The organism is Nonomuraea diastatica, from assembly GCF_004349015.1.
Taxonomy (GTDB): domain Bacteria; phylum Actinomycetota; class Actinomycetes; order Streptosporangiales; family Streptosporangiaceae; genus Nonomuraea; species Nonomuraea diastatica.
In genome coordinates this window covers 80,685-97,313 of record NZ_SMKP01000010.1, presented here as the reverse complement: position 1 = coordinate 97,313, position 16,629 = coordinate 80,685, and the positions used below count along the sequence as shown (strand labels likewise).

15 protein-coding genes are annotated in these 16,629 nt (G+C 72.8%); 9 read left to right on the top strand and 6 right to left on the bottom strand.

Annotated features, from left to right (window positions below; translation table 11 throughout):
• The 3 genes from E1294_RS52465 to E1294_RS05560 form a co-directional block, all read left to right on the top strand.
• Positions 1-947 (top strand): hypothetical protein (locus E1294_RS52465; RefSeq protein WP_165977104.1); only part of this gene is annotated, 947 nt, incomplete at its 5' end.
• A 187-nt stretch (positions 948-1,134) separates the two neighbouring features.
• Complete coding sequence (locus E1294_RS05565) at positions 1,135-2,172, top strand: UDP-N-acetylmuramate dehydrogenase (RefSeq protein ID WP_132505143.1); 1,038 nt, start codon at positions 1,135-1,137, stop codon at positions 2,170-2,172.
• 223 nt (positions 2,173-2,395) lie between these two features.
• Positions 2,396-2,962 carry a TMEM165/GDT1 family protein gene (locus E1294_RS05560; RefSeq protein WP_132505140.1) on the top strand — a complete coding sequence of 189 codons (567 nt, stop codon included), beginning with the start codon at positions 2,396-2,398 and terminating at the stop codon, positions 2,960-2,962.
• 3 nt (positions 2,963-2,965) lie between these two features.
• Here the strand turns inward: E1294_RS05560 and E1294_RS05555 are convergent, their stop codons facing one another.
• Both E1294_RS05555 and E1294_RS52460 read right to left on the bottom strand, forming a co-directional pair.
• Entirely contained in the window at positions 2,966-5,830 is a 2,865-nt protein-coding gene (locus tag E1294_RS05555; protein WP_246082835.1) for an ATP-binding protein, read from the bottom strand.
• Between the two features lie 123 nt (positions 5,831-5,953).
• Entirely contained in the window at positions 5,954-6,100 is a 147-nt protein-coding gene (locus E1294_RS52460) for a hypothetical protein (protein ID WP_165977102.1), read from the bottom strand.
• A 197-nt stretch (positions 6,101-6,297) separates the two neighbouring features.
• Here E1294_RS52460 and deoC point away from each other — a divergent pair, with 197 nt between their 5' ends.
• Genes deoC through E1294_RS05535 form a run of 4 tightly spaced genes read left to right on the top strand, consistent with a single transcriptional unit; the run spans position 6,298 to position 9,706 of the window.
• Positions 6,298-7,227 (top strand): deoxyribose-phosphate aldolase, encoded by a 930-nt coding sequence (deoC, locus tag E1294_RS05550; protein WP_132505134.1) that lies wholly within the window; start codon positions 6,298-6,300, stop codon positions 7,225-7,227.
• Positions 7,227-8,657 (top strand): aldehyde dehydrogenase family protein, encoded by a 1,431-nt coding sequence (locus E1294_RS05545; RefSeq protein WP_181958456.1) that lies wholly within the window; start codon positions 7,227-7,229, stop codon positions 8,655-8,657. Before deoC ends, E1294_RS05545 begins: the two co-directional genes overlap by 1 nt.
• Positions 8,650-8,868 (top strand): hypothetical protein, encoded by a 219-nt coding sequence (locus E1294_RS05540; protein ID WP_132505131.1) that lies wholly within the window; start codon positions 8,650-8,652, stop codon positions 8,866-8,868. The genes E1294_RS05545 and E1294_RS05540 overlap by 8 nt, the downstream gene beginning before the upstream one ends.
• Positions 8,861-9,706 (top strand): aldehyde dehydrogenase family protein, encoded by an 846-nt coding sequence (locus E1294_RS05535; protein ID WP_132505128.1) that lies wholly within the window; start codon positions 8,861-8,863, stop codon positions 9,704-9,706. The genes E1294_RS05540 and E1294_RS05535 overlap by 8 nt, the downstream gene beginning before the upstream one ends.
• 100 nt (positions 9,707-9,806) lie before the next feature.
• On the opposite strand, the gene E1294_RS05530 is transcribed toward E1294_RS05535, so the two are convergent.
• On the bottom strand, positions 9,807-10,355 hold the full coding sequence (locus E1294_RS05530; RefSeq protein WP_246082834.1) for a TetR/AcrR family transcriptional regulator: 549 nt from the start codon (positions 10,353-10,355) through the stop codon (positions 9,807-9,809).
• A gap of 117 nt (positions 10,356-10,472) precedes the next feature.
• Between E1294_RS05530 and E1294_RS05525 the strand changes: the two genes are divergently transcribed.
• The gene (locus E1294_RS05525; RefSeq protein ID WP_132505124.1) at positions 10,473-10,799 is read left to right on the top strand and encodes a rhodanese-like domain-containing protein; all 327 of its coding nucleotides are present in this window, start codon (positions 10,473-10,475) and stop codon (positions 10,797-10,799) included.
• A gap of 10 nt (positions 10,800-10,809) precedes the next feature.
• Here the strand turns inward: E1294_RS05525 and E1294_RS05520 are convergent, their stop codons facing one another.
• Positions 10,810-12,252 carry an amidase gene (locus E1294_RS05520; RefSeq protein ID WP_132505121.1) on the bottom strand — a complete coding sequence of 481 codons (1,443 nt, stop codon included), beginning with the start codon at positions 12,250-12,252 and terminating at the stop codon, positions 10,810-10,812.
• A 56-nt stretch (positions 12,253-12,308) separates the two neighbouring features.
• Here E1294_RS05520 and E1294_RS05515 point away from each other — a divergent pair, with 56 nt between their 5' ends.
• Positions 12,309-13,487 (top strand): threonine synthase, encoded by a 1,179-nt coding sequence (locus tag E1294_RS05515; protein ID WP_132505118.1) that lies wholly within the window; start codon positions 12,309-12,311, stop codon positions 13,485-13,487.
• A gap of 71 nt (positions 13,488-13,558) precedes the next feature.
• On the opposite strand, the gene E1294_RS05510 is transcribed toward E1294_RS05515, so the two are convergent.
• Together E1294_RS05510 and hrpB are read right to left on the bottom strand one after the other, a co-directional pair.
• A complete protein-coding gene (locus E1294_RS05510; RefSeq protein WP_220447576.1) occupies positions 13,559-14,227 on the bottom strand; it encodes a hypothetical protein in 669 nt (222 codons plus the stop codon).
• Positions 14,224-16,620: an ATP-dependent helicase HrpB gene (gene hrpB, locus E1294_RS05505; RefSeq protein ID WP_132505115.1), complete on the bottom strand. Its 2,397-nt coding sequence runs from the start codon at positions 16,618-16,620 to the stop codon at positions 14,224-14,226. The genes E1294_RS05510 and hrpB overlap by 4 nt, the downstream gene beginning before the upstream one ends.
• Between the last annotated feature and the right edge of the window lie 9 nt (positions 16,621-16,629).

Genomic DNA, 16,629 nt, shown 5'->3' with positions numbered 1-16,629 from the left:
GCGCTGCGGGGGGCAGGGCCGGTGGCGCGGGGACCGGCTCCGGCGCGGCGCGTAAGGCGGCGACCGGAGTCGGCACGGCCGGAGCCAAGCCGCGCGACACGCACGCACGCCTCAACCCCGCCGCCGAGCTGGGCTTCTCCGGCGACCCCGGCCAGCACGGCGACGACGGCGACGGCATGCTGCACGCCCAGCGCATCTGGGACGCCTCGCTGGCCACCAGCCGCCTCGACGACCTGGGCGTCACCACCGAGCGGCAGCGCGTCGAGACCGCGGACATCACCACGAGCGTGGGCCTGCTCGTGGACGGGTGGCCCGAGGACGTGCAGCGGTGCGTGCAGTCGCTGATCGACCACACGCGCGCCGGCGTGCTCGCCCTCGACCTGGGCAACGTCGACGGCGCCGGGAACGTGCTGGACGACCTGGCCCGCCGCTGTCCCGACCGGATCGTCGCCTGGCACGTCGCGGAGCGGCCGCACTGGCGCGGCGGCACCGCCACCTGGGGCGAAAGCCGGGCCAAGCTGCTGCGGCTCGACTTGTCCGAGGTCCATGTACTGATGGAGACGACCACCGTGCTGCGCGGCGACGGGCTGACCCCGCTGATCGCGGCCGTCGCCGAAGGCGCGGTCGCGGCCGGCTGGTGGGGCGCGGAACCGCTCGACGACGGCCGGAGCTGGCGCGAGGCAGGGCCGGGCCGGGTGCGGGCGCTCACCGGAGACCTCATGGCGGTACGCCGGTCGGCGGCGCTCGGAGCGTTGCCCGAGGACGCCCATCACGGTTCGAACGCCGACCTGGAGCTCTCGCTGGCCCTGCACGGCACGCTGGTCGTGCCCCGCGACCGGCCGCCCGTAGAGCGCCTGGGCCGGCACGACCTGCCCGACGGCTATCTGGAGCGGGAGTCGCGGCGCAACTATGACGGGGTGCTGCGCCTGCTGCGCGCCTCCGCCTGACGGGAGTCCTGCTGCGCGCCTTGGTCTGGCGTGAGCCCTGCTGCGGGCGTTCGCCGGACCGGGAGCTTCGCTGCGGGGCCGTGTCCTGGCGGGAGGCCCGGGTCTCGTCGCCCGCCCGCCGTCACCGCTGCTTCGGGACGTAGCGGCAGTCTCTTGGGCGGATTTCCCGTTAGTAAGCTGTGGGCCCATGGAGATGCTCGCGCCGTACACCACGTTGGGCCTGGGCGGGCCCGCACGCGATTTCGCCGAGGCGTCCACGGCGGAGCAACTCGTCTCCCTCGTGGCCGAGGCCGACAGGAACGCCGTGCCCACCCTGGTGCTCGGCGGGGGCAGCAACGTCGTGGTGGCCGACGAGGGTTTCGACGGGTTGGTCATCAAGGTCGCCACCCAGGGCGTGACCGTCTCGCGCGACGGCGAGCAGGTGCTGGTCACCGTCGAGGCGGGCGAAGACTGGGATCCGCTGGTCGCCCGCGCCGTGGCAGAGGGCTGGTCGGGCCTGGAGTGCATGTCCGGCGTCCCCGGGCAGGTCGGCTCGACACCCATCCAGAACGTCGGTGCGTACGGCCAGGAGGTCGCCCAGACCATCAGGTGCGTGCGCGCCTACGACCGGCGCACCCGGCAGGTGGTCGACCTGGAGGCGCGGCAGTGCGGCTTCTCCTACCGCGACAGCGTCTTCAAGCGCGATCTGGCGCGGCACGTGGTGCTCGGGGTGACGTACGCGCTGGACGTCTCCGAGTTGTCCGGCCCGCTGGCGTACGCGGAGCTGGCCGGTCGGCTGCGGGCCGAGCCGGGGAGCCGGGTGCCGCTCGCCCGGGCGCGTGAGGCGGTTCTGGAACTGCGGCGGGGCAAGGGCATGGTGCTCGACCCCGGCGACCCCGACACGCGCAGCGCCGGGTCGTTCTTCACCAACCCGGTCCTGACGGCCGAGCAGGCGGAAGCGCTGGCCGTGCGCGCTCCCGGCCATCCGCAGTGGGACATGCCCGACGGATCGGTCAAGGTGCCCGCCGCCTGGCTGATCGAGCAGGCCGGCTTCCCGAAGGGTTACGAGCTCGGGCCCGTACGCATCTCGACCAAGCACACGCTGGCCCTCACCAACCCCACGGGGAGCGCCGCCACCGCCGACCTGCTGGCGCTGGCCAGGCAGGTGCGCGACGGGGTGCGGGAGAAGTTCGGGGTCACGCTGGTCAACGAGCCGGTGCTGGTCGGCTGCGCCCTCGGGGAATAGCGGCCCATTCTGGTCTGTTATGGTGTCTCGGAGTTACCGAAGGGGAGTAGTCCCAATCGTGTGATCGACACACTGGCGCTTCACCGCGCCCGGTCACACGGGCCTCAGACGGGCGGACGAGACCTTCGGCCTGGCAGCCATGCGACAAGTCGCTGCCGGGCCGAAGTCGTGCCCGCATCTCCCCGGGTTTCCGCTTCCGGCCCGGTCGCGCGGAAGAGGACCGTTGGAAGCGTTCTGGATCAGTCTCGGCGTCATCTTCGTGGCCGAGCTCGGCGACAAGAGCCAGCTGATGGCGATGACGTTCGCGACCCGTTTCAAGATGTGGCCCGTGCTCCTGGGCATCACGATCGCCACGACCGTCGTGCATCTGCTCAGCGTCGCCGTGGGCGGCCTGATCGGCGACGCGTTGCCGACGACGGCCATCTCCGTGGTGGCCGGGCTGGCCTTCCTCGGGTTCGCGGCGTGGACGTTGCGCGGTGACGAGCTGACCGAGGACGAGGCGCAGAAGGCCCGGCGCACCACCAGGAACGCCCTGGTCGCGGTGACGGTGGCGTTCTTCCTGAGCGAGCTGGGCGACAAGACGATGCTGGCCACGATCACGCTGGCGACGCAGCACGGCTGGGTCGGCACCTGGATCGGCTCGACGGTCGGCATGGTGGCGGCGGACGCGCTGGCCATCGTCGTGGGGCGGCTGATGGGCAGGCACCTGCCCGAGAAGGTCATCAGGTATGGTGCCGCCGCCGCGTTCGCGGTGTTCGGCGTCGTGCTCCTGGTCGAGCCGCTCCTCTGAAGGCTACGGTGACAGCAGCGACAGCCGGTGGGCCGCCGCGGCCGCCTCACCCCGGGTGGTCACGCCCAGCTTGGCCAGGATGTTGGACACGTGCACGCTCACCGTCTTCGCCGAGATGAACAGCTCGACCGCGATGTCCCGGTTGGTCCGGCCCTGGGTGACCAGGCGCAACACCTCCAGCTCGCGCGGCGTCAGCAGCTCCGACTGCTCCTGCCCCGGTGAGCGCCCGCCCACCCGGCGGGACAGCGCCTCGATCTCCTCGACGAGCGGCGTCGCGCGCAGCGCCTCGGCCAGCGGCAGCGCCGTCTTCAGCCGCGCCGCCGCCCCCTCGCGGTCGCCGCCGCGCGCCACCACGGTGGCCGCCCGCAGCAGTGCCTTGGCCTGGTTGTGCGGGCGCCGGAGCCGCTCCCAGGCCGCCGCAGCGGCGTCGAACTCACCCGAGTACGACAGCCGGTACGCCTCCACGACCGGCCCGATGACCGACAGCTCGGCCGCCACCTCGGCGGCGTGCCGGCGCACGGCCGCGATCCCCTCGGCCGCGGCGGGTTCGGCGCTCTCGGCGGCGTCGCAGACCGTGCGCAGGAGGGCGAGCAGCCGCCAGCCGAGCATGGCCTTGCTCGACTGCTGGGGACGCGACAGAACCCGCTCGGCCACGCCCAGGGCGGCGACTGGCTCGCCCTTGGCGAGGTGCCATCGCATGAGCAGGCGGGCGTTGTTGGTGACGTCCTGGACGAAGTCCTCGGGGCGCTCCTTCAGGATGCCGACCTCTGACAGGATGCCCTCGACCAGCTGCAGCTCGCCCCTGGCCAGCGCGATGTCGGCGCGCACCCGCAGCAGGGCGTACCGGGTGCGCAGGACGGGCCCGTGGCCGAGCGCGGTTTCGACGGCCTCGACGGCTTCGTCCCAGCGGCCGAGCGACTCCAGCACCTCGGCCCGGTTGTTCAGGATGAACAGGCCGCTGCCGCGCAGCCTGCCGTACTGCTTGGCGAGCCGCCAGCCGTCCTCCGCCATGCGCAGGGCCTCGTCGTCGCGGCCCATGTCGGTCAGGGCGTCGATGTTGTTGCCCATGGCTCTGGCGATGATGCGGCCGGCGTTCGCCGTCCTGCCGAGCTCCAGGGCCTGCTCGTTGACCTTGATCGTGGACTCCAGCTCGCCGTTGAGCGAGTGGCCGAGCGCCAGGTTCATCAGCAGGTCGGCTTCGAGGCTGCGTTCGCCGTGCTCCCTGACCAGCCGCAGGCCGTCGGTGATCAGCTCGCTCGCCTCGGCGATCGCGCCTCTCAGCATGAGGTGGCGGCTCAGCGGCGTGACGACCTCGGCCCAGTCGAGGCTGTTCTCGGGGACGAGCCGCAGCGCGTGCCTGAGGTCGTCGATGACCCCCGGATGCCCCTTGGAGTTCTTGATGCCGGCCCGCCGCACGATCAGCTGGGCCACCCGCGCCGGCTCCACGGCCTCGTCCAGGTCGGACAGCGCGCCCTTGACGAACTTCAGTGCCGTGTCGACGTCGCCGCCGGCGTTGGCGGCCTCGGAGGCCCGTTCCAGCACGGCGGTGTGGTCGGCGCCGATGAGCTCGGCCGCGTCGGGCACGCGGTCCCACAACATGAGGACGCGTTCGAGCAGGGGGACGGCCTCGGTGTAGGCGTACGCCTTGAACGACTTCTGCGCCGCCTCCCAGGCGGAGATCAGCGCCCAGTGGTCGTCGCGGGCGCCGTACCAGTGGTGGGCCAGCTCGACGGCGGCGCGGCCGGGCGGGACCAGCCTGCGGTCCTTGGAGATCTCCTCGGCGTACCTGGCGTGCAGCCGCTGGTGCTCGCCGGGCAGCAGCTCGTCGTGGACGGCCTCGCGGATCAGGGAGTGGCGGAAGACGTAGGCGCGGTTGTCGGCGATCTGCAACACGTTGCCCGCGATCGCGGGGCGCAGCGCGGTCTCCAGTTCGATGTCGGACAGGCCGCTCACGGCGGCCAGCAGCGCGTGGCTGACCCTGGTGCCGCCGGCCGCGGCGACGCGCAGCACGCGCTGGGTCTCCTCGGGCAGGCGTTCGACGGCGCTGAGGATGAGGTCCTGCATGGAGTCGGGAACCGTGCAGTCCTCGCCGCCGTCCAGCAGGGCCTCGACGAACAGCGGGATGCCCTCGCTGCTCTCGTAGACCTTCTGGACCTTGGCGTACTGGGGGACCTCGCCGAGGATGCCGGTCATCTGCTGGGCGACCTCGTCCCTCGACAGGCGGGGCAGGTCGAGCCGGTGCACGCCGTTGACCCGGCCCAGCTCGGCCAGCACGGGCCTGAGCGGGTGCTGGCGGTGCAGGTCGTCGGAGCGGTAGGTCATGACGATGAGGACCTGCGGCGTGTGCAGGTTGCGGCTGAGGAAGGCGATGAGGTCACGGCTGGACCTGTCGGCCCAGTGGATGTCCTCGATGACGAGGATGGTGGGGCGGCCCGCCGCGAGGCGTTCGAGCAGGGTGAGGAACTGCTCGAAGAGCCTCGCCCGGCCGGCGTCGGTCTCGCCGTCGCCGTTGAACTCTCCGAACTCGGGCAGCAGCCGGGCGAGATCGCGTTCGGCGCCGTCGGGCAGCAGCCCGGTCACCGTGTCGGGCCCCCGCTCCCTGACGAGCTGCCGGAGCGCGGCGGTGAAGGGCGCGTAGGCCAGACCCTCCGTGGACAGCTCGACGCAGCCGCCGTACAGCACGTGCGCGCCCCCGGCGGCGCAGTGCTCGGCGAAGCGGTAGACGAGCCGGGTCTTGCCGACCCCGGCCTCACCGCCGATGAGTACGGCCGTCACCGTGCCCTTGAGCGCCTCGTCGAACGTCTCGGAGAGCGCCTTGAGCTCCTCTTGCCGCCCGACGAAGACGGGACTGACCGATCGTCCCCGCATGTCATCCAGCATGTCATGCCTTATCGGTTGCTTTCGACGCCTTTATGGGGCTGCGGAGGCCCTGCTACGGGGGTGCGTAGGCCCGGCCACGAGGGAGGATGTGGCCGGGCGCTTGTGGGGCGGTCATGAGGAACGGCGCTTGCCGAAGATCGAGCGGCGCCCGGCCTTGTTCGCCCGCTGCACCTCGCGTACGCGCCGGTGCTCGGCGGCCGTCCTGCGCAGCTCGCTGGCGTGGTTCTTCATGAGCTCGTACTCGATCTCGGGATTCATGGTGTCTCCTGCTTTTTCGTGCTTATTCCTGACACCCTCAAGACTCGTCCTAAGGCCCGGCCCTCCACATCGGGTGGATGCCTTATCTCTGGTGCGCGGACACGCCAGGCGTACCTAGGACCTGGGGCACGACCGCCCTAAGGTGGTCTGGTTTGGAGCTGGAGGCCCTGGTCGGCGATGCTGTGAGGGTGTCAACTGTGACTACCTCGCTCACGGACGTCGCTTCGTCCGACACCGCGTTGCGAGCATTCCTGCACGGCCTGCCCGGTGTCGACCGGGTCGGCGCGGACCAGCGGGCGGCCATGCTGGGCACCCGTTCGATCAAGACCACGGCCAAGGCGCAGGCCATCGACCTGGCCATCTCGATGGTCGACCTGACCACGCTGGAGGGGGCCGACACGGCCGGCAAGGTGCGCGCGATGTGCACCAAGGCCGTGCGGCCCGGCGGCGACGCGCCCAAGGTGGCGGCCGTCTGCGTCTATCCCGACCTCGTCCCGGTCGCGGTCGAGGCGCTCGGCGGCGCTGGGGTCAAGGTCGCCTCGGTGGCGACCGCGTTCCCGAGCGGCCGCTCCTCGCTCGAGGTCAAGGTCGGCGAGACCGCGGCGGCGGTGGCGGCGGGCGCCGACGAGATCGACATGGTGATCGATCGGGGGGCGTTCCTGTCCGGCCGCTACATGAAGGTGTACGAAGAGATCGTCGCGGTGAAGGCCGCCTGCGGGGCGGCCCACCTGAAGGTGATCCTGGAGACCGGGGAGCTGGCCACCTACGACAACGTCCGGCGGGCGTCCTGGCTGGCGATGCTGGCCGGAGCCGACTTCATCAAGACCTCGACGGGCAAGGTGTCACCGGCGGCTACACCGCCGGTGACGCTGATCATGCTGGAGGCGGTGCGCGACTTCCGTGACGCGACCGGCCGCCAGGTGGGGGTCAAGCCGGCCGGCGGCATCCGCACCACCAAAGACGCCATCAAGAAACTGGTGCTGGTCAACGAGACGGCCGGCGACGACTGGCTCACGCCGGAGTGGTTCAGGCTGGGCGCGTCGTCACTCCTCAACGACCTGCTCATGCAGCGCCAGAAGCTGGCCACCGGCCGCTACGCCGGCCCCGACTACTTCACCCTGGACTGATGATGGCGATCTTCGAGTACGCCCCCGCGCCCGAGTCGCGCGACGTCGTCGACATCAAGCCGTCGTACGGACTGTTCATCAACGGTGAGTTCGCCGACGGTTCCGGCACCCCCTTCAAGACCATCAACCCGGCGACCGAGGAGAAGCTGGCCGAGGTGGCCACGGCGTCCTCCGACGACGTCGACCGGGCCGTGCAGGCCGCGCGCAAGGCGTTCGGGGTCTGGAGCGCGCTGCCCGGCGCGGAGCGCGCGAAATACCTGTTCAGGATCGCGCGGATCATCCAGGAGCGCGCTCGCGAGCTGGCCGTGCTGGAGTCGCTCGACAACGGCAAGCCCATCCGCGAGTCGCGCGACGTGGACGTGCCGCTGGTGGCGGCCCACTTCTTCTACTACGCGGGGTGGGCCGACAAGCTGGCCTACGCGGGGCTCGGCGGCACCAGGCCGCTGGGCGTGGCCGGACAGGTCATCCCGTGGAACTTCCCGCTGCTCATGCTGGCCTGGAAGATCGCTCCCGCGCTGGCCTGCGGCAACACGGTGGTGCTCAAGCCGGCCGAGACGACGCCGCTGACCGCGCTGGCCTTCGCCGACATCTGCCGCCAGGCCGACCTGCCGCCCGGCGTGGTCAACATCGTGACCGGCGCGGGCGAGACCGGCGCCGCCGTGGTGGGCCACCCCGACGTGAACAAGGTGGCCTTTACCGGCTCCACCGAGGTGGGGCGGATCATCGCGCGCGCGGTGGCGGGCACCGACAAGAAGCTGACCCTCGAACTGGGCGGCAAGGCGGCCAACATCGTGTTCGAGGACGCCGCCGTCGACCAGGCCGTCGAGGGCATCGTCAACGGCATCTTCTTCAACCAGGGCCACGTGTGCTGCGCCGGGTCGCGGCTGCTGGTGCAGGAGTCCGTCCACGAGGAGGTGCTGGAGTCGCTGCGCAGGCGGCTGAGCACGCTCAGGCTGGGCGACCCGCTCGACAAGAACACCGACATCGGCGCGATCAACTCGGCCGAGCAGCTGGCGAAGATCCGTTCGCTGAGCGACCTCGGCGAGAGCGAGGGCGCGCAGCGCTGGTCGCCCGCCTGCGAGCTGCCGGACAAGGGGTTCTGGTTCCCGCCGACCGTCTTCACCGGGGTCGCGCAGTCGCACAGCATCGCCAGGGACGAGATCTTCGGTCCCGTGTTGTCCGTGCTGACCTTCCGCACGCCTGCCGAGGCCGTCGAGAAGGCCAACAACACCCCGTACGGGCTGTCCGCCGGCATCTGGACGGAGAAGGGCTCGCGCATCCTGTGGATGGCCGACCGGCTCAGGGCCGGGGTCGTCTGGGCCAACACGTTCAACAAGTTCGACCCGGCCTCGCCCTTCGGCGGCTACAAGGAGTCCGGGTACGGCAGGGAAGGCGGGCTGCACGGGCTGGAGGCGTACCTCGATGTGTGAGCGTCGCCAGCCGGGCCGGCCCGGCTCCAGGTGCGGGCTGCGCCGCGCCCGTCGCGCGCAGGCCACAGAAGGGCACGCCTTCGCCAGGGTCGGGCGTCCCGTGCGCACCGGCTGGTTCGCCCACCGCTGCGGCGTGAGCCGGTGCGGCCAGGTCTTCGTGCCCGTCCAGATGTCGCAGGAGTCCACGTGGAGGGGGCGCGGCGATGAGTAGGTTGTCCGTCAGAAAGACCTACAAGCTGTACATCGGAGGGGCGTTCCCGCGCTCGGAGAGTGGGAGGTCCTACCCTGTGACCTCGGCCAAGGGCGACTTCCTCGCCAACGCTTCGCGCGCCTCGCGCAAGGACGCCCGCGACGCCGTGGTGGCCGCCCGCAAGGCGTTCCCCGGCTGGTCGGGCGCCACCCCCTACAACCGGGGGCAGATCCTCTACCGCGTGGCCGAGATGCTGGAGGGCCGGCGCGGCCAGTTCGCCGAGGAGCTCGGCGGCGGCAAGCGGGCGGCGGCCGAGCGGGTCGACGCGACGGTCGACCGGCTGGTCTGGTACGCGGGGTGGTCCGACAAGATCGCCGCCGTGCACGGTGCGGCCAACCCGGTGGCGGGACCGTACTTCAACCTGTCGTCGCCCGAGCCGACCGGCGTGGTGGCCGTGGTGGCGCCCGCCGATCCGCTGCTCGGGCTGGTGTCGGTGGTCGCCCCGGCGATCGTCACCGGCAACACCTGCGTGGTGGTGGCCTCCGAGCCGTCCCCGCTCGCGGCGATCACCCTGGCCGAGGTGCTGGCCACGTCCGACCTGCCGGGCGGGGTGGTGAACATCCTCACCGGGTCGCAGGCCGAGCTGGCGCCCTGGCTGGCCGCCCACATGGACGTCAACGGGCTCGACCTGACCGGGGTCGGCGACGCCGACCTCGCGCTGCGGTGCGAGCGGGCCGCGGCGGAAAACCTCAAGCGCGTGCTGCGCCCCGCGCCGGAGGACTGGACGGCCGACCCCGGGATCGGGCGGATGACCCGCTTCCTGGAGACCAAGACCGTCTGGCACCCGATCGGCATCTGACAGTGATGCACGGTGTCCCCCCGGTTCAAGCCGGGGGACACCGTGGTGAGGTGCCGGTCCCGCCGGGCGGGCGAGGGCGGGCACGCCGTGCCGCCTTGGCTCACTCTCCGGAGAGTCGCATCGCTGAACGCGCGAGGCGGAAAAGGCCGGCGCGCATCCGTTCGGCGCCCAGCTCAGGCAGGAGTGCGGATACGTGCTCGGCTGACAGGGCGGCCAGCACGGCATGGGCGGTGTGTTCGGGGTCAGGGGTGGAGTCGAGCAGGATCGCCACGTGGCGGTGCCAGAACCGGTAGGCCCCGATCCGGTATCGGGCACCGGGCGCCGCGGTCTCCGACATCCGGACCAGATCCAGGTGCTCCAGCAGGTAGGCGAAGTAGGCATCGACGAACGCGGCGAGCCGCTCGTCGGCTGCTGCGCCGGGGCCGAGTGGTGGCGCTCCATGCAGGATCGCCTCCTGCAGCACACGCTCCCGGGCGTCCAGCAGAGCGGCGGCCAGCCCGGACTTGTCGCCGAACCGGCGGAACAAGGTGCCCTTGCCGACGCCCGCGGCCGCGGCCACCTGGTCCATCGACACCGCCTGCACGCCGTGTTCGGTGAACAGCCGGGCGGCGGCCTCCAGCACCGCAGCCCGGTTGCGTGCCGCGTCCACCCGTTCCTTGGGGGGTGGTGTGCGCAGGAGTTCCAACGGGATTGCAGAACCGGACTGCGGTCCGATATTGTCGTGAGCCACAACCGGACTATAGTCCGATTTTCTGGAGGTAGCGACATGACCGCACTCATCACCCGGAACGAGCTGCAGGCGTCGATCGACGCGGGCACCGTGACCGTTGTCGACGCGCTGGGCGGAGACTACTACGCAAAGCAGCACCTGCCCGGCGCCGTCGCACTGGTCAGGGACGATGTCGACGACCTGGCGCCCTCCCTGCTCCCCGACCTCGACGCCGCGATCGTCACCTACTGCTCCAACCCGGCGTGCCCCAACAGCGGACAGGTCGCCGACCGGCTCACCGCCCTCGGCTACACCAACGTCCGCAAGTACCGCGAAGGCATCGAGGACTGGGTCGGCGCCGGCCTCGCCACCGAATCCGCCTGACCACCTGCCGTCAGAAACCGAGGCCCGGCGGCCTGAGCGGGGGATGGGCGGCCTGCAACTGGGCCGCCAGGCCGAGCAGATGAGGCTCGCCGCCGGGCGGGGCGACGAGCTGCACCGCGATGGGCAGCGCGGTCGAATGCGTGGCGATCGGCACGGTGATCGCCGGCCAGCCGCACATGTTCCACGCGCCGGTGGCGGGGGCGTACCTGACGTTGGTCACCGTGTTGCGCACGAATCCGCGCCTGCCCCAGCGGTCGGCCAGGGGCGGGATCGCGGCCAGGGCCGGCATGACCACGGCGTCGGCGTTGCCGAACCACTGGTCGGCGCCGTAGCCGCTCCAGCGTTCGCGACCGCGCGCGCCGTCCAGCTTGAGCGCGCCCAGGGCCCGGCCCGCCCGGCTCAGCGCCCGCGTACGCCGCTCCAGCCTGGCCCTGTCCAGGCCGTCCGCCGCCGCCGCGGCCCTGACCAGCCACGCCGCGACCGACGCCGGGCCCAGCCAGCCGGGCAGCTTGCGGCTGTGCTCGACCACCGTGTGCCCGGCCACGCGCAGCGTCTCGCTCGCCGCGCGTACGGCGGCCTGGAACTCCTTGTCCACGGTCAAGCCCGCGGGCAGCGGCTGCGGGGCGTACGCCACCCGCAGGTCGAACGGCTCCGGGCCGTCGGACGGCGGCTGCGGCTCCCACACCTTGTCGTCGTCGGCCCAGACCGAGCGCAACATGGGCGGGCTCGGCTCCTCCCGCCGCCCCGACCGCCACGCCTGAGCCAGCGACGGGTCCGCGGCCAGCACCGACAGCGCCAGCGCCAGGTCGGGCGCCGTCCGGGCCAGCGGGCCGTTCTCGCACAACCGGTCCCAGTCGTCGGAGGGCGGCGGCACCAGCCCGGTGCCCGGTTTGATGCCCAGCACCCCGCAGCACGCCGCCGGGATGCGTACCGAGCCCATGCCGTCGTTGCCGAGCGCCAGCGGCACCATGCCCGCCGCCACGGCCGCGGCGCTGCCCGCCGACGAGCCGCCGGGCGTGCGCGCCAGATCCCACGGGTTGCGCGCGATGCCGTGGGCGCTGTCGCCGAACGCGACCAGCCCCAGCTCGGGCAGGTTCGTCAGGCCGACGACCACCGCGCCCGCCGCGCGCAGGCGCGCCACCGTCTCGTGATCCTGCCGCGCGGGAACGTCCGGCGTCGCCCTGGAACCGACGCGCATGGCCTCACCGGCCACCTCCAGGTTGTCCTTCACCGCCACCGGCACGCCGGCGAGCGGCAGCTCCGCGAGGTCGCGCCGCTTCTGCAACGCCCGTGCCTCGTCCACCGCCCGCTCTCTGACCAGCCGGAACGCCCGTAATCTGGGATCGCGTTCCGAGATGGCGTGGAGATGCTCCTCGACGACGGTCGCGGCCGTGACGTCCCCGCTCCTGACGGCCGTCGCGATCTCGACAGCGGACCTGCCTGCCCACAACATGACTAGAGTGTGCAGCTTTTCCCTAGGAGTTGCGAGCTTGGATAGAGTCCGTACGCGTGAACGGACCGTCTCTCGCCCGCCGCCAGCGCTCCCTCGGTGACCCCTCGGCCGAATATCCGCTGTTCCCGCCGCTGACCCGAGGCTGCCCGCAGACCAGCACCGCCGAGATCGCCTATCCGCTCGACGTCGACTACGACTACGACCAGGTCGACCCTCGCCTTTTCGCGCAGGAGCCGGGCACCGACATCGCGCGCTGGTCGCCGCTCCTGCCTCCCCTGGAGGCGCCCACGCTGGGGGAGGGCGGGACGCCGCTGGTGGCGTTCGACGGCGTGTACGTCAAGGACGAGTCGCGCAACCCCACCTGGTCGCACAAGGACCGCCTCAACCGGGTCGCCGTGAGCGCCGCTCTCGCCTCGGGCGCGCCCGGCGTGGTCGTGGCCTCCTCCGGCAACCACGGCGCCTCCGCCGCCGCGTACGCGGCCAGGGCCGGTCTGCCCGCGATCGTGCTGACCTCCGCCACGTCGCCGCCCGCCGTCCAGGCGTTCGCGCGGGCGTACGGGGCCAAGGTCGTGCCCGTGCCCATCGAGGCGCGCTGGCCGCTGCTGCGCGAGGTCGTCGACCGGCTCGGCTACCACCCCGTCAGCAACCAGACCGTGACGCACACCGGGCACCCGTTCGGGCCCGAGGGCTACAAGACGATCGCGTACGAGCTGTTCCGGCAGCTCGGACGGCCGCCCGCGGCCGTCTTCGTGCCCACCGGCTACGCCGAGTTGCTCTACGGGGTGTGGAAGGGGTTCAGGGAGCTGCGGCGGCTCGGGGTCGCCGAGACCGTGCCGCGGATGTTCTCCTGCGAGACCGCCGCGGGCGGCCCCCACGCCAGGGCGCTGGCCACCGGTGCGCCCGCCGCGATCGTCGAGCTCGGGCGGAGCGACGCGTACGGCATCGCCGGGCCGGTCGGCGGGCACCGGGGGGTGCTGGCCGTGCGGGACAGCGGCGGCGAGGCGGTGCTGCTGACCGACGAGGAGCTGCGCGACGCGCAGCGCGACCTGGCCGGGCAGGGGATGTGGCAGGAGTTGTCGGGGGCGGCGGGGGTGGCCGGATGCCGGCGGCTCGGGCGCGACTTCGACGGGCCCGTGGTGTGCATCGCCACGTCGAGCGGGTTCAAGGACGTGGGAGTCGGGTCGGAGAGCTTCCCCGCCGTCCCGAACCCGACCCTGGACGATCTCCTGCGCTGAGCCCCCGCCTACGGACCTGACCGCCGCACGCGAGCCGTCCGGTCGGCGCGTTCACACCGGTGCGACGGCGCTCATCGGTTGAGCCACACGCGGAGCGGGCCGATCGGGGTGAAGCCGTGGCTCAGGGCGACCTCCGGGTCGCTCTCGTAGCCGACCAGCGGGCGGCCCGGCAGCAGTTCGGCCGCCATGGCCAGCGTGCCCGCCCACGCGGTGTCCAGGTCGCAGCCGGAGGCGAACACGTTGGAGACGCCCGCCACCCCGCCGCTCGCGGTGAGCACCGAGCCGCATACGATGTCCCCGTCGATCCTGGCGCAGAGGATCTGCGCCTCCTTCAGCAGCGCAGGCAGGAAGAGGTCCGTCACCTCGCCGGTGAAGGCCGCTCGCTCCCACTCGCGCAACGTGTCCGCGTCGCCGACGACCTCCCACGCGATCGCGGCGCCCGCCCGCTCGGGGGCGGGGCGGTGGATCCACTGGGCTTCGAACAGCACCTCGAAGCCCGGCAACTCCAGCACCGCGTAGCTGTCCTTGACCGACGCGCCGGGTCCGGCGTCGATGCGGCCGAGCACGTCGGCCGCCGTCGCGTCGGGCGAGAGCGTGACGGCGTCCGGGTAGAAGATCGGCGTCCTGGCGCGGCTGGTCCAGGCCCGGCCGGTGAACGTGCCTGGGGAGCCGTGGGCGCGGCACATCAGGTCGCACCACCCGGCGTTGTCGCGGACGGCCGCGGCCAGCGGGTCGGTCACGATGCGCTCCCTTTCACGCGCCGGGTCGGCGGCGCGGTGAGAGGGTCCTCGGGCCACGGGTGTTTGGGGTAGCGGCCACGGAGTTCGGCGCGTACGGATCGGTAGCCGTCCCGCCAGAACGACGCCAGGTCCGCGGTGACGGCAACCGGCCGGCCCGCTGGGGAGAGCAGATGGACCAGGACCGGCACGCCGGAGATCTCCGGCGTCTCCTGCCGGCCGAACAGCTCCTGCAGCTTCACCGCCAGCACCGGCTGCTCGCCCGAGTAGTCCACGCGGATGTGGGAGCCGCTCGGGACCTCGATGCGTTCGGGAGCGGCCCGCTCCAGGCGCTCGCTCCACGGGATCAGGCGCCGCAGCGCCGAGGCCACGTCGATGCGTTCGAGGTCGGCGCGGCGGCGGGCCCTGGACAGCTCGGGTTCGAGCCACTGGTCGGTCAGGCCGACGAGCGCGTCCATCGAGGGCCACGGCGGGCCGATCGCGCGGTGGCAGAAGGCCAGGCGGTCTCTGAGCTCCCTGGCCGGTTTCGTCCAGGTCAGCACGTCTTCGGTGCGCAGGCCGTACCGGATGGCCGCGCGGACGTCGGCGTCCTTGAGCGGGGCCGAGGAGAGCTCGATCGCGCCCAGGCGCTCGACCCGGCGGGCGGACACGTCGCCGCGGCGCTCGCCCGGCGGGACAACCCAGGCCACCTCGTCCTCCGTGGTGACGGGGTGCGCCAGCCTGGCCGTGGCCTCGTCGATGACGACTGCCTGCCGGACGCGGGCCGACGCCGAACCCGTCGGGCGGTCGGCGACGGCGATGGCCAGCCAGGGAGCCGTGGCCAGCCTCGACCCCTCGGGCAGCTCGGCGCGGGTGCCTGACGCCATCAGGTAGCCGTCGCCGCTCCTGCGCGCCACCCGCTCGGGGAACGCCAGCGCCACCGCCGTCCCCGCCAGCGCGTCATCAGACCCGCCCGTCACGGCCATGGTCTCGCCGCCCGTGGAGGTGCGGCGCAGGCGGGCGGTCTCCTGGCGCCAGCGGGCCGCGTACGGGGTGCCGCCGCGCCGGGCCGTACGCCAGAGCTCCACCAGGTCGTCGCCCGCCTCGCGGGGAGGCTGCTCCGACAGCAGGGCCACCACCTCCGCGGCGCGCGGCCCGAGGTCGAGCAGGGCGCGGGCCAGGCGCGGGTGCACGCCGGCGAGCGCCATCCGTCGTCCCCGGCCGGTCACCCGCCGCCCTTCCACGGCCCCGAGAGCCTCCAGGACGCGGGCGGCGGCGGACATCGCGGCGGCCGGCGGCGGGTCAAGGAGCGCGAGGCCGGACGCGTCCGGCGTGCCCCAGCAGGCCGCCTGCAGCGCGAACCCCGTCAGGTCGGCCAGCACGATCTCCGGCCTGGCGTGGTCGGCGAGGCGTTCGTGGTCGGCCGCCGGCCAGCAACGGTAGACCGCGCCGGGCGCCTCGCGGCCCGCTCGCCCGGCCCGCTGGTTCGCGGACGCCTTCGAGACCCTGACCGTGGTGAGCGAGCCGAGGCCGCGGGCGTGGTCGGTGCGCGGCTCGCGGGCCAGCCCTGAGTCGACCACCACCCGGACGCCGGGGACGGTCAGGCTCGACTCGGCGACCGACGTGGCCAGCACCACCCTCCGGGCCGTGCCGGGCGACAGCACGGCGTCCTGGACGCGGGCCGGAGCCTGGCCGTGCACGTGCAGGACGTCCACGCCGGCCCCCGCCAGCAGCCCGGCGACCTTCGCGATCTCGCCCACGCCGGGCAGGAAGCACAGCACGTCGCCGTCCCGCTCCGCGAGCGCCACGCGCACCGTCGCGGCGACGTGGGACAGCAGGGCGGGATCGACGCGCAGGCCGTGCGGCGGGGTGACCGGGCGCGGCGGCGGCGCCCACACGGTCTCGACCGGGTGCGTGGAGCCGGTGGCCGCGACGACGGGCCCGCCGAGCAGCCGCGACCACGGCCCCGCGTCGGCGGTGGCGGACGTGGCCAGGAGCCGCAGGTCGGGCCGGAGCGTGTCGCGTACGTCGAGGAGGAACGCCAGCGCGGTGTCGGCGTCCAGGTGGCGTTCGTGACACTCGTCGAGCATGACCGCGTCGACCCCGGCCAGTTCCTGGTCCCGCTGGAGGCGCTGGAGGAGCACGCCGGTGGTGACGACCTCGACCATGGGGTTCGCACCCGTGTGGCGCTCGCCGCGGATCGTGTAGCTCGCCCCCATTCGCCTGGCCGCCGCGCGCACGGCCAGGCGTCGCGGCTCGGCCACCAACACCCGCATCCCCGTCTCGGCCAGGGCGAGCGGGACGACCGTCGTCTTGCCGGTGCCGGGCGGGGCGGTGAGGACGGTGGCGCGGTGCCGGTCGAGCGTGCCGAGCAGCTCGGGCAGGACGTGACGGATGGGCAGGTCGGGGCCGTTCATGACGATCGG